Source organism: Streptomyces cahuitamycinicus, assembly GCF_002891435.1.
Taxonomy (GTDB): Bacteria; Actinomycetota; Actinomycetes; order Streptomycetales; family Streptomycetaceae; genus Streptomyces; species Streptomyces cahuitamycinicus.
In genome coordinates this window covers 1-13,021 of sequence record NZ_POUC01000036.1, presented here as the reverse complement: position 1 = coordinate 13,021, position 13,021 = coordinate 1, and the positions used below count along the sequence as shown (strand labels likewise).

The 13,021-nt window shown below is 68.0% G+C and carries 7 protein-coding genes and 1 pseudogene; 4 read left to right on the top strand and 4 right to left on the bottom strand.

Annotation, left to right across the window (positions count from 1 at the left end; translation table 11 throughout):
• Positions 1–46: 46 nt before the first annotated feature.
• The 3 genes from C1J00_RS07705 to C1J00_RS07695 form a co-directional block, all read right to left on the bottom strand.
• Positions 47–985 (bottom strand): DUF7847 domain-containing protein, encoded by a 939-nt coding sequence (locus tag C1J00_RS07705; protein WP_102908277.1) that lies wholly within the window; start codon positions 983–985, stop codon positions 47–49.
• Between the two features lie 432 nt (positions 986–1,417).
• Positions 1,418–1,600, bottom strand: coding sequence for a hypothetical protein (locus tag C1J00_RS07700; RefSeq protein WP_102908276.1), 183 nt, complete (start codon positions 1,598–1,600; stop codon positions 1,418–1,420).
• The gene (locus C1J00_RS07695; RefSeq protein ID WP_245936244.1) at positions 1,594–7,815 is read right to left on the bottom strand and encodes an RHS repeat-associated core domain-containing protein; all 6,222 of its coding nucleotides are present in this window, start codon (positions 7,813–7,815) and stop codon (positions 1,594–1,596) included. The genes C1J00_RS07700 and C1J00_RS07695 overlap by 7 nt, the downstream gene beginning before the upstream one ends.
• A gap of 422 nt (positions 7,816–8,237) precedes the next feature.
• Here C1J00_RS07695 and C1J00_RS07690 point away from each other — a divergent pair, with 422 nt between their 5' ends.
• From C1J00_RS07690 to C1J00_RS07685, 3 genes are all read left to right on the top strand, one after another.
• Entirely contained in the window at positions 8,238–10,496 is a 2,259-nt protein-coding gene (locus C1J00_RS07690) for an N-acetylmuramoyl-L-alanine amidase (RefSeq protein ID WP_500691471.1), read from the top strand.
• Between the two features lie 75 nt (positions 10,497–10,571).
• On the top strand, positions 10,572–10,832 hold the full coding sequence (locus C1J00_RS44630) for a hypothetical protein (protein WP_146046152.1): 261 nt from the start codon (positions 10,572–10,574) through the stop codon (positions 10,830–10,832).
• A gap of 118 nt (positions 10,833–10,950) precedes the next feature.
• The gene (locus tag C1J00_RS07685; protein ID WP_102908274.1) at positions 10,951–11,658 is read left to right on the top strand and encodes an AbiV family abortive infection protein; all 708 of its coding nucleotides are present in this window, start codon (positions 10,951–10,953) and stop codon (positions 11,656–11,658) included.
• A 554-nt stretch (positions 11,659–12,212) separates the two neighbouring features.
• Here C1J00_RS07685 and C1J00_RS07680 read toward each other — a convergent pair.
• Positions 12,213–12,884 (bottom strand): TetR/AcrR family transcriptional regulator, encoded by a 672-nt coding sequence (locus C1J00_RS07680; RefSeq protein ID WP_245936241.1) that lies wholly within the window; start codon positions 12,882–12,884, stop codon positions 12,213–12,215.
• 56 nt (positions 12,885–12,940) lie between these two features.
• Between C1J00_RS07680 and C1J00_RS07675 the strand changes: the two are divergent.
• A pseudogene (locus C1J00_RS07675) lies at positions 12,941–13,021 on the top strand (IS5/IS1182 family transposase); the annotation flags it as partial.

The window sequence follows — 13,021 nt, the reverse complement described above, 5'->3', positions numbered from 1 at the left end:
CCGCCCTTTCGTGTGCTTCCTGTCTCCTGTGCCTCCGTGTTTCGGTCTACTGGTGGCCGACCGCCCGGGCCAGGCTCTCACCGAGGCCTTCGCGGCGGATGCGCTGGTCGATGTAGAGCAGAGTGCCGACCAGCTGCGTGAAGGCGGTGGCGAGCCGCTGGACCACCAGCATGACGACGACGGTGATGACCAGATAGGTCCACAGGCCGGGCAGCGCGTCACCGTACACCTCGCTGAAGAACTCGCCGACGTCGGCCGGCGGTTCGTCGTACGGGCCGTAGGCGTCGTAAGAGGGCTGCGGACCAGCGAACAGCAGCGGAATCTGAACGATCCACCCTGTGACGCCCACCATGCCCCAGGTGAGCGACAGGATGCCGAACGTGCGCCACCAGGCACCGCGGACCAGCCGGAACGAGCGCTTCAGGGCAGTGATCGGGCCGGCCGACTCAAGGACCGCGGCGGCAGGCGCGAACGAGAAGGAGACCACCAGCCAGGTCACCATGGGCAGGGCCAGCAGCCCGAGCAAGAACACGAAACCCGGCGCCATCAGAGGGCTCTCGGCCGCCACCAGAAGGGCGATCAGGCTGACCCAGACCAGGAAGAAGAGGGCGACTGGGATCGCGATCAGCAGATACATGAAGAGTGTGACGCCGAGCACCGACGGTGTACGGGCCCAGGCGCGGCGCCATACCGCGCCGAAGGTGGTGCGCCGGCCCAGCACGGCGTGTTCCAGGACCACCGGGCTGACAGCGGAGAGGAACGAGTTCACCAGCAGGGTGAGCAGCATGAGCACCACGTACGCCACTACGACGCAGATCACGATCGGGCTGACCATGGCCCAGGTCGGTTCATCGGTATGGATCAGTACCTGCCAGTCGTCCTTGACGCTGTGGTAGGCCAGCGCGAACGCTCCGGCCGTCGCGGCGAAGAGCAGGGCGAGGCCCGCAGCCATCGCGCCGAACAACTGCCGCGCGTACCGCCCCATCGTCGAGAACGCACCGCTATAGACGGCCCCGAGCCCGAGCGGTGCCAGCGGTATCACGCCCGGTCTGGGTGGTGGCGGCCGTCAGCCGCCCCAGCCGTAGGGACCGTATGGCCCCTGCGACCCCTGTGGTCCCCGCCCCTGGTGCGCCATGCCGCGTTCCGTTCTCTTGTTCGGGACGGCATACGTTAGCCCGGCGGGGGTCAGCAGGGGAGGCAGACGGCTTCGGCCAGGGCTGCCCCGAGGCCTTCTCGGCAGATGCGCTTAGCCGGGAAACCTGCACCCGAGAGGAAAAGGGCGCGGATGGAGACCTTCTGGCACTCCTTGTCCGTACTCGTCAGCCCGCCGCCGTCGCCGTAGAGCAGGTCGTGGTTGAACGCGAGAGGCCGGAGCCGACGGTGGATTCCGTCGGCTCCGGCCGAAGGCGGTTCTTTTCTACCTGTCCCGCTTACGGGTGTTGTAGTGGATCGCTCCTGCGGAGAGGACGATCAGAACGGCGGGGATGTAGTACGGGACGGTAGTCCGTACCCCCCACGCAACGGACACCACGACCATTGCTGCGATCGCGGCCGCCGCTATCGCGTACGCCAGCGTGACGGTTACCTTGCTTCTCAACATCTCGCCTTCCAGGGGTATGCGTACCCCGTGTAGTAGTAGAAGTGGGTGTAGCCGAAGGACTTTCGGTAGACCACCGTCGTGCGACTGTAGATGGCGAGGCACTTACCGGAGCGCTCCGCGTGTCCCGCGATCATCCCGATGGCGAGCGCTGCCGCGGACAGTGCCAGCAGGATCAGGGCTGTCGGCTGGGCCCCCGGAATGAACGCGACGGCCCCGGCCGCGATGGCGAGGAATCCCGAAGCGTACGGCCCGTAGTAGGCGATCCGGCTGGTCCAGCGCCGGTTGAAGGTCCACCTCGTGCTGTAGTAACGCTTCATATTGCTCTTGTTGCTCCACCGCTTGAGGAGCACCCTTCCCCAGGACCGGTACACGGTCCGCTGCGAGTAGCGGTAGACCCGGCGGCCGTCCAGGTCGTAGTTGCTCACCGGGTTGCCGGCAGCGTACTCGTAGGCGTTCCTGCTGCCGCCGACCACTGGGTCGACCTGGAGAAAGCGCCCGGTGGCCGGGTTGTAGAGACGTACGCCCATGAGGATCTGACTCGTGGGAGTGGCGGCGGAGCGCTGCATCCCGCCCAGCCAGCCGTAGCCCGACACGGCACGACTCTTCCGCTGTTGACCGTACTCGTCGGCGCTCAGCGCCGTCGGCGCGGCCGAGCTGTTCAGCGGGAGGACCAAGCTGATGTCCCCGTGCAGATTGGACAGCTGCAGCACCACCGCGTTCGTGGCCCCTGTGATCGCCGACAGGCTGCCGGACAGGCCGGCCACCATACGGGACATGGTGCCCGCGGTGTTGTCGGTGATCCAGCGCGGACTGTCCGAGGCACCGCTGTAGTGGTTGGTCTTCGAACCCGTCTGCTTCCACGTGCCCGACGCCTTGGACTCCTCTGTCCAGCTGCGGAAGCGGCCCGCGGCATCCAGCGCCCAGGTCTGGCGGGTGTCACCCGCCGTCTGCTGCCGGACGAGGTCGTTGACGTAGTACGCGACCGAGGTGCCCCCGGGCAGCGCGGTGGTTCGGCCGAACGCGTCGTACGCGTAACCGGAGTCCACGATGCGGTCCGCGCTGTCGTACGCGTGCGTGACCGTCGTGGCGCCGGAGGTCGTGCAGTCCGCGCCGTTCGCCGCTGCGGCCGTGCTCAGTCCGGTGCGGTTGGTGCGCTTGTCGAACGTGTACGTGCGGGTGGTGCAGACGTTGTCGTAGGTGTCCTCGACCGTGGTGAGCCGGCCGACCGCGTCGAACGCGTACGCCTGCGACTCACCCGCGCCCGCACCCCCGGAGTGGGTTGCCCACTCGTCATGCACGGACTCGGTAGCGGTGTCGGTCAGCAGGATCTCACCGTCGGAGTCCCGCGTGTACACCCGCTGATAGGGCAGTCCGGCCTTTCCTCCGGTCTGGGTCATGGTGTAGCCGCCGGGCAGAGTCTCCTTCACGACGGTGCCGTCGACGTCGTACCGGGCGGAGAACGTCCCCGCGACGGAATCGGTCAGCGCGGTGGGCAGACCGCGCGGCTCTGCCGTGTGGTCGTAGGTGTACGTCGTCGTGGACGGCACCGAGTCGCTGACCTTGACCGGGCGGTCGAAGGCGTCGTACTGCGTGGTGGTGACGCCGTTGTCGGCGTCCGAGTAGGAAACGAGGCGACCGAGCCGGTCGTACTCGGTGTGGATGGAGCCGCCGTCCGCGGACGTCGTGATCGACGGCTTGCCTGTGGCCTCGTCGTACGCCAGAGAGGTGCCGGACACTGCCGTGCCCGTGCCGCCGGTGATCTCGCTGCTCTTCACCCGGCCAGCATTGTCGTACGTCACCGTGGTGATCCGGGCCGTGGTGCCGGAGGTCTCGGTCTTCTCCGTGATCTGCCCGTAGAAGCCGTACTCGGTGGAGCTGTCGACGAGCTGGGCGGGGTTGCTGCCGCCGCCGCTGATGTCACCGGCCGGGCCGGTCCAGCATTCGAGGCCGGCCCATTCGGGGCGTCCCTTGCACCAGCCGGTGCCGGTGGCGGACCAGTACGTGGTGGTGCGCGAGGTCGCGTCGGTACCGGTGCTGCCCGGCGGGACGACGGATGTGACGCGGCCCTGGTCGTCGTACTCGGTGGTGGTGGTGAGGTTCAGGCCGCCCGGGTCTTCGATGGAGAGTGAGGGCAGGCCCTTGGCCCAGTCGTACTGCGTCTCGATGACGCGCTTCTCGCCCATGAACGAGTCGTGGCCTCGGACCCGGGCTCCGGAGACTGTCAGGGTGAGCTGGTTGCGCACGGCGGCGGTGCCGTCGGTGGGACGGCCTTCGTCGTACTCGTTGACGGTCCAGGGCTGGGCGGCGACGGACGTGCCCGCCGGGATCAGGACGGTGTCGCCGTCCTTGAGGTTCCGGGTGAGGTCGATCCGGCGCAGCGGCCCGAACTGCTCCAGCAACTGCGTGCCGTTGTCGTTGTAATACGCGGTGGTGGAGAGCAGCCTGGCGCGCTCGGCGACGGTCAGCGCGCCGATGCCCAGGTCGTTCAGGCGTGCCTTGTCCTCGGCCGTGGCACCGCGGGCGAGGGCATGGTTGCCTGCCGAGAGCTCTCGCACGGTGTTGCCGTACTTGTCCGACTCGGTGGTGGTCACGCCCCCCGCCTCGTCGATGGTATTGACCTCATCACCGGAGGCGTTGAGGTAGTGCAGCACCGCACGGTCGTAGCCGCCCGCGGTCAGCTCACCGCCCTTGTGGGAGGTGGGCGTCGAGTCGGCCGGGAAGACGGCGGTGGCGTCGGTGGGGTAGTCGAGCTGTCCCCATGCCCGCACGGCCGAGGCGTTCATCGCGTACGGCGCGGTGCCCCCGGACAGCGGCACGTCGTACACGACCGAGGTGGTCGCTGTGCCGTTCGTCTCCGTCGCGCTGCCCGGCTTCAGAGTGGGTCGGCTGGCCGTCAGGAGCATGCCGGCGCCGCCGGCGATCCCTCCGGCGTTGCCGTAGCCGAAGGTCCAGGGCAGCTGGCCGGGAGGGGTTAGTTTGGTGACGCGGCCTGCGGAGTCGTAGGCGTATGACGTCTTCAGGGCCGGGGTGATCAGCGGGTTCCACGCCTCGCGCAGGCGGCCCGAGGCGTCGTAGCGGTACGACTGCACCGTACGGGCCGTCGCAGTGGTGTCACCGCTCTCGGTGGACCACAGGGTCAGGCTCTTGACCTGCCCGGCGTAGTCGCCGAAGGCGGTGTCCGTCGCGGTCGTGGTGTCCGCGTACGTGAAGGCCAGCACCCGGCAGCCGCGCGTGGACGGCGTCGCGGCGCAGGTGTCGTTGTCGATGGCGCCGCCAGAGGCGACCAGCAGCTTCGGCCGGGCGAGCGTCTTGCCGTCGACGGTGACCGCCTCGGAGACGATGCCCGTGGTGGAGTTTTGGACGCCGCTGAGCGCCGAGGACGTGAGCTGCCAGGTCTCGGCAGCGGCCGAGACCTTGGCGAACGTCGACACACCGCCGTCGCTGTCGGTGAGCGTGAACCCGTCGGCGAAGGTGCCGGTCAGGACGAGGGACTCGGCTCCCGGCTCGGGCTCCCAGCCGTCGGCGTCGCCCGCCTTGGCGGTGAAGTAGATGCTGGTGCCGTCGTCGAGGACGACGTCGAGGGAGGTGTCTGACGTTCGGCGGATGTGGGTGTACCCGGCCGACGCCACCTCGGCGACCACACCGGACGTCCACTCGGCACCGAAGATCGCGACCTGCCCCTCCTGGGCCCCTGCCGCGGGCTTGCGGGACTTGGCGGTGCGGGAGGCGGCCAGCCCGAAGTGGCTCTCCTCCGTCCCGGCCAGGGTGAAGTCGCCGGTGAGCAGGTTGAGGTGGCCGGGGCCGACCTCGGTGCTCGCGGCGGTGTCCGCGTCGCGGTCGACGATCGCGCCGATCGGGGCGGTGGAGGCCGCCGCTCCGGCGGGCCCGGTGAAGCTGGCCTTGAGCTGGATGGAGCCGTCGGGGTCGACGGTGTCGACGGCCGTCCAGACGGCCGCCTCGTTCTCACCACCGGTCAGCGGCAGCGGCCAGCCGGACAGTGCCGCACCGCCCACCGTCACGGCGGACACCGGTACGTCGGCCCAGGCGTCCTCCGCCGAGCGGCGCCACTGGAAGGTCACCGCGTTGTACTTGGCCGCGTCGGCTTCGGCGACGAGGGACAGGCGACGTGCGGTGCGGGTGCCGTCCTCCGGCGAGGAGAAGCCGCCCGGACCCGCGTGGAAGGTGTAGTCGATGGCCTCGGACTTGTTGTCCGCCTTGTCGACCTGCCGCACCTGGAGGGTGTGGGTGCCGTCCTCGGGCGGGGCGATGCTGAGGGCCTTGGCTGCAGTGGTGCCGCCGGTCGCGACCTTGGTCCAGGTCACGCCGTCCAGCGACCACTCCAGCCAGTTGTGGTCGGTACCGTTCGGCGTGACGGTGAACGTGCCCACCTGACCGGCGCCCTTGACCCACGCGCCCGACGGGTAGTCCGTCGATGTGATCGCGGTCGGAGCGGACGGGGCGGCGGTGTCGACGCGGAAGGTCTTCCACGCGGACCAGCCGAGGTTGTAGTGCCCGCCGTCATACGGCGAGGTGCGGAACTTGTACGTCTTGCCGTTGGTCAGCACTCCCGCGGGTACGGTCACTGAGGCGACCTGGCCGGAGGGGACGAACGGGGAGACGATGGGGCTGCCGACCTGGGTGTTGGTGGCGCTGTCGAAGATCTGGAAGGTGCCGTTGACCTTGTCACCGTCGGTGTCGACAAAGGTGTCGCGGAGCGTCGGCGTGGTGGTGTTCACCACGTAGTCGCCGCTGTAGGAGAAGTATGGCGGACCGGCTTCCTGCTTGGTGCCGGTCTTGGGCCGGTAGTTGTAGGTGACGACCAGCTTCGGCGGATTCGTCGCTGCGTTGGCGGAGTTGACCCGCTTCCACTGCGGAACGACGGTCTCGCTCGTGGCGCGCAGACCCATGTGGCCGCGGGTGGCTTTCGCGGAGGCCCACTCCTGCGCCAGCGTGGTGACGTTGGCGTTGATCCATCCGTCCGGCGCCGAGGTGCAGGCGGGGTTGCCCTTGGTCTCGGTGGAGGTAGCCTTCTTCGCCGTCCAGGACGGCTGCGCGGTCCACCGCGAGGACGTGGACGCCGCGCCGGTGGACCAGACCTCCCACGGATAGGCCTGGCAGTCGGTGTTGCCGGAGTGGAAGTTCCACAGGGACAGCTTGGCGTCCGTGATCAGCGCGTCCCGGATCGGCTCGGTGTTCCAGGAGATGAAGGACCGGGCCGTGCGCGGGGTGCCGTTGGCGTTCACGGTGCCGGGGTTGCCGAGGTCCAGCTCGGTGTCGGTGGACCAGTCGACGGTCTCGCCCTGCTGGACGTAGGTGTCGAAGACGTTGGACAGAGCCGAGGTGGACGGGTCGACCGTCACGGGGTACTTCGTCTTCGGGTTGGCGAGGAACTTGGCGTCCGGGGTGATGGCCAGGTCCACGCCGCCCTTGGTCTTGATGACCTTCATGGCGACCTTGGCCCGGTTGGTGTGCTCGCCGGAGACCTTGTCGACGGTGGCGTCCCACATCACCGGTGCAGGCATGGTGGCCTGCTTCTTGGACTTCTTGTCCGTGAAGAGCACGCTGCCGTCGGTCTGCTGCTTGACCTTCAGGCCCTTGGTCTTCAGCGGCAGTGTGTAGGTGTAGCCCTCGGTCGTCGGCTTCTTCTTGAGCTCGACGAACTGCTCGAAACCGGTACGCGTCGCCTCGACCACCACGTCCGCGCCCGGTACGGCGTTCACGTACTCCGCGCGTGTGCCGTCCAGCTTCGGCGCGGGCAGTCCTCCCTTCCACTGGAGCGTGATCTGCTCATCGCCCTCGCCGAGGGTGACCAGGTCGACGGCCTTGGAAGCCTGGGCGGCCTTGAGGGACGCGGCCGGAGTACCACGCTTGCCCGCCAGCTTCAGCCCGTGGGGGTGGGCCTTGGGCTCCACACCGTCGGAATGGCTGACCAGGTCAAGGTCCACGGCACGCCAGCCCCCGGCAGCCGCGTTGTCCTGGAACCGGATGGGGCCGGCGGTCAGCTCGGTCGTGAGCGAACCGTCCTTGTTCGCCCAGGTCGTGGACGTCTCCGTACGCTCCGACAGCGCCTCAACCCGCTTCCCCGACAACCGCGCCGCGACACGGGCGGACGCGATGTCCGCTGCGTGGGTTGCGGCTGGCTTCTTCGGTGCGGCTGGCGCCTGGGTTCGTGGCGCAGCGGCGGCACTCGAACCGTCGAGCAGGGTGACGGCCAAGGCTAGGGTCAGGCTGCCCGCTATGGAGCGCAGATTCCCCCCGGACCAGAGCCGCCCCCGCCCCACTCGCGTGGGTCTGTGAATCGTCATGATTCCTCGGTCTCTTCTTCACACATGGGCACTACCTGTGCAGTGCATGGATGAACGTACAGAGATCGAAAAGGCCCTAAAGCGCCTCAATCGCGCGTGTAACTGGCATGATCGAGCGCCGACGGAAGGGGATCTACATCGTTTCGTGACGCGAATCCGAAGCTGTCTGCTCTGACGTCCCAGCGCTGCGCCCGTTCATCCACCCCTGATTCGCTACGCCTTGGGGGCTGATACTTTTTCGCCTGACATGGGGTGGGGTTCTCAAAATCGGGGTTGAATTGCCCGAATTTGAGGATATTGGGGAAGGGTTGGGCTGCGTGAAGCGGCGTCAGATATGGGTGGCCTCGACCACGGCTGTTGCGGTGACGACCGGGGTGCTCGTCTTCCAGGGGGTGACCGGTGCCGAAAGCGGAATCGTGCCGGACGGCAAAGCCGCCCCGGTCAAGTCAACTGCTCACACAGCTCAGTTGGCGTCGGCCGATGGGGACCGTTCCGCGTCTTTGCCGCAACGGGACACGAAGCCATTCAGCTTGCTGGGGGTGACGTGGACCGATCCGTCGGCACGCGTCATGGGCACGGTCGAGGTCCGTACGCGCTCGGCGGAGTCCGGCAAGTGGTCGGGATGGTTGCAGCTCGACAGTGACAGTGGCCCGGGCGAGAGCGGTGCCGCGCGCGGCGGCACCGAGCCTGCCTGGGTCGGTGCGTCCGACGGTGTGGAGGTCCGCACACGGTCGGGTGCAGGGACATCCACGGGGCTGCCTGCCGGACTGCGGCTGGACATGGTTGACCCTGGCAGCGGCAGGCTCACCGGTATCGAGCCGGCGGCATTCGCCGTAGAGGAAAGCACCCAGCCAAATCCCTCCGAGGCGCCGTCCGACTCGGTCGAGCTTTCGCAGAGTCCGTCCGCGCCTGAGACCCATCCAAGCAGCGAAACATCCACCGAGCCTGCCACCAGCGAACCGCCGGCCTCGTCCGAGTCGCCGTCCGATTCCCCCTCGCTGTCCGATTCCCCGTCGGTGACGGTGAGCCCTACGCCGACGGTGAGCGTGCCGCCGGCGCCTGCGTCCACGGCGCCGCAGCCTCCCATCACCCCTCGCGCCGACTGGGGTGCCGACGAGTCGATCAGTCCGGAGCAGCCTGACTATCTACCCGGCGGGAAGATCAAGGCGGTAGTGGTGCACCACACCGCCGAATCGAACTCCTACACCTGCGACCAGGCCCCGGCGGTCGTGCGCGGCATCTACGCCTACCACGTCAAGCAGTTGGGCTGGAAAGACCTCGGCTACAACTTCCTCGTCGACAAGTGCGGCACCGTCTACGAGGGCCGCAAGGGCGGCGTCGACCGGCCCGTGATGGGCGCACACGCCTACGGTTTCAACTCCGAGACCACCGGCATCTCCGTCCTGGGCACCTACACCGACGCCGCTCCGTCGCAGGCCGCGATGCTCTCCGTGGCGCGTATCGCGGCGTGGAAGCTCGGCCAATACGGGGCCGACCCGGCTGGCACAACCACGCTCACCGCGGGCGCGAGCGGTCGTAACTACTTCGGCAAGACGTGGACCAAGGGAGCGCAACTGTCCTTCCCGACCATCCACGCTCACCGTGACAGCTACAACACCCAGTGCCCCGGCGGCGCCTTCTACGCCCAGCTCGGCACGCTCCGCTCCTGGACCGCCGGCCCCGTCGCCGGCCTGAAGATCACCTCCCTCACCGGAGTGGGTGTCTCCGGTTCGACGTACTACACCAAGGCGTCCGTGACCGTGAACTGGTCGGCCACCACACCAGCCTCGCTGATCTCCAGATACGAGCTCCTCGTCGACGGCAAGGTGACCGCCACCACCGCGGCAACGGCAACCTCCGCCAAGACAACCCTTGCCGTCGGCTCCCACAAGATCAGCGTCCGGGCGATCCACCAGTCCGGCAAGACCGCCACCTCCGCCGCGGCGACCGTCATCGCGGAGACAACGCGGCCGACCTTCACCACCAAGCCGTCCCTCGCCCTGCGCACCGGCACCGTCAACACCACCGCCGTGCCACTCACGCTGAAGTGGAAGGCCACCGACAGCGCCGCGCTCAAGCACGTACGCCTGACCGCACCCTCGGCCAAGACATACGGCCCCACCACCTCCAGCGCCGCCCACACGGCGAAGTCCGCCGTGGCCACGGCCTGGAATATGACCGCCTACGACCAGGCAGGGAACACCGCATCCGCCTCGGTCACCGGCACCCCCGTCATCCTGCAGGAGACCGCCGCCACCAAGTCCGGCACCTGGTCCACCAAGTCCTCCGGCAGCTATCTGGGCGGCAAGTCGTACTCCAGCGTGTCCAAGAACGCGAGCCTGACCTGGACCTTCACCGGAAGGTCGGCAGCATGGGTGGTCTCCCGCGCCACCAGCTCCGGACAGGCGTACGTCTACGTCGACGGCGTGAAGGCAGCCACGGTCGACCTGAAGTCGACCACCACCAAGTACCGCGACGCGATCTGGACCAAGAGCTGGACCACCAGCGCCAAACACGCCATCAAGATCGTCGTCGTCGGCACCAACGGCCGACCCACCATCACCACCGATGGACTCGTCTACCTCAAGTAGCCCCAGGGGGCCTGGTGCCCACACGCTCAGCGGCTCGCACACTTCCCATCATTGGCAAGGCTGTGATCGGATGACGTGCTCCTCGCCACCGGTTCCGTTGTCTCGATCCCGACCCCGGACGCGGCACTGAGGCAAGTGGGCCAATCGGGCAGGCTTCTCCTGCTCTCCCCCGCCTGCTGCGGTTGGCCCGGCGCTCTGCCGGGCGCCGCGAGCGGTTGCCCGGCCGGGGCGCTCGCGACCAATGCCGGTGTCGTGAATGCCGTGACGCCGATCATCACGGTGCTGGTTCAGGTCCACGCCGCGGGTGAACAGAACTGCCCGATTCGCTGTCAGTGATGGCCGAGATCATCCCTCCGCCAACTGCTGGATGCGTACGTGAGAGGCCCATCCCGTGGATGGGCCTCACAGCGTCCCGGCGCCAGGAAGCCCGGAAGAGCCGGGCACACTTACGGCCATGGTCGAGATGAGCCCGATGCAGGCACGAGAGTTCTGGAACGCGTTGGTGGACAACGCCTCCTCACTGATCACCGATGCCCACACGCTGTTGTCCGCAGGGTCCTATGGGCGGGCACGGTCGCTCACCGTCCTGGCACAGGAAGAACTCGGCAAGGCTCTTTGGATCTATGACGTCTTCCAGACTGCCTGGAGTCAGGGGGATGACTCGCCTCGAGTGGTGGACTCGCTGGCTCGGCACGGGCGAAGCCACACGCAGAATTATCTCGAGGCCGTTGTCTTCGGCGACGAACTCGCCGAGTTCTGGGGTGACTACAGCGTGCTGCCCGATATGGGATCGGGTTATGAGGCATGGGAGAAGGCCCACAATGAGCGGCAGGCGGAAGCTGAGGTCGCGGCGCGTGAAGCCAACCTCGCCAAACAGCAGGGCTTCTACGTAGACCGCGACGCGAACGGCGCCGTCACGTCTCCCACAGCCCTTCCAGCGGGGACGACGGCGGACGATCTACAAACGGCCGCGCGTGTGATCCAGATGCTGCTCATCAAGGACCACACTCGAATGAAGTCCGCTGCCACCCCTTACGACAGTACGCACGCACAGCAGTTTCGACTGTTGCCCGTCTCGCATCCTGAAGACTGGGCGGCTGCCTCGGATGTGCTCAACCCGCCAGCCGAAGAGGACGGAAAGCCCCGGGCCGATACCGACTGATGCCGACGGGCAACAGGCCCGTGCGGGTTGTGGCCAGATACGCAACGAGCCCGCCGCAGGGGCAGGTGCACGGTCAGCCTGCTGGGATGAACATGTTGATCGAGTTGGCGAGCACGCTCGCGTCGGGGCGTTCATCGGCGTCCTCGCGGAGAGGCTGACCAAATGCTCCCGCAACCGCCAGGAGCAGCAGGCCGAGATCGGCGCCCTGCGGGTGAAGGCCGACGCGATGACGGTGGCGGTGATGGAACTGCAGGGTGCGGCCGCCGCCGACCGGCCGCTGTGAAAGGGGCCGGCCGAGCGGGGCCAGACGTTCCTGCTGACGCTGCTCGCCTTCGCGGGTGTCGCCGCCCGGGCCCGCATCGCCGACGGAACGGATGTGCAGAGCGGGCTGGTGGGCTTCGGGCAGGCAGCTGATCTACTGAGCGGGGAACGGGTGGCCAGCAAGCAGACCGTGGCCGCCGTGCGGGAGCCACACGCTCGGGCCGCCAGCATGCCAGCTAGCCCGGCCCTAGTGCCGCAACCGAAGCGGGGCATGGCGCAGTGCCGTGCCCCGCTCAGGGCAGGTCGAGGGCGAGGCTTGCGGGGATGGAGTCGAAGGCTTCTTCGACGCGGCGAGCCAGCGTTTTGGTGCCGCCGTGTCCGCGGCGTCGATCGGGTCCCTCGGGGGTACGGCCGGCGACCCAGTTGCGGGCGCCGCAGCGCCAGGCGCTGAGGGCGAATTCACCGAGCAGGCGCAGGCGTACATCGTCCCGGCCATCGATACCGAGGCGTTCTTCGAGGGTCTCCACCAGGCGCTGCTGGGTCTTCATGGAGGACAGGATGCTGTGGTCGCGGAGGACGGGGGTGCCGGCAGCGAGACGGCGGGTGCGCAGGAAGCGGTGGTTCCAGCCGTCGGGCATGGACAGGATCGCCGCGCTCAGCGAGGTACGCAGGGCGTCGAGCGCCGGACCGGGGCCGGCGTGCTGGGCGAAGTGGGCGATGTAGGCGTCCCATAGCTCGCCTTCGGCCGCCATGGCGACGTCTTCCTTGGTGCCGTAGTAGCGGAAGAAGGTGCTGCGGCCGATCTCCGCGTGAGCGGTGAGCTCTTCGAGGGTGACGCGGTCGAACCCGCGTTCACTGAACAGCTCCAGCGCGGCGTCGGCGAGCGCACGGCGGGTGCGCCGCTTCTTGCGCTCGCGCAGCGACAGGTGCCCGTCGCCGACGGGAGCAGGGAGGTCGGTGGTCACCGATCCAGGGTAAGGGCTGTCCCGTAACTGCTGGTCACTGGTGAGATGATCTTGCTGTGTCTGGTGTGATCACGGCGTCGGAGCCCTCCTGGATAGCCCCGTTCACCGGGCTGAGCCCGCGCCAGTTCGGCAGGCTG

What these genes read in the sequence shown, in the direction of transcription:
- C1J00_RS07685 (WP_102908274.1), top strand. Translation starts at nt 10,951, where the DNA reads ATGGTCGAGATGAGCCCGATGCAGGCACGAGAGTTCTGGAACGCGTTG.
- C1J00_RS07700 (WP_102908276.1), bottom strand. Translation starts at nt 1,600, where the DNA reads ATGTTGAGAAGCAAGGTAACCGTCACGCTGGCGTACGCGATAGCGGCG.
- C1J00_RS07705 (WP_102908277.1), bottom strand. Translation starts at nt 985, where the DNA reads ATGGGGCGGTACGCGCGGCAGTTGTTCGGCGCGATGGCTGCGGGCCTC.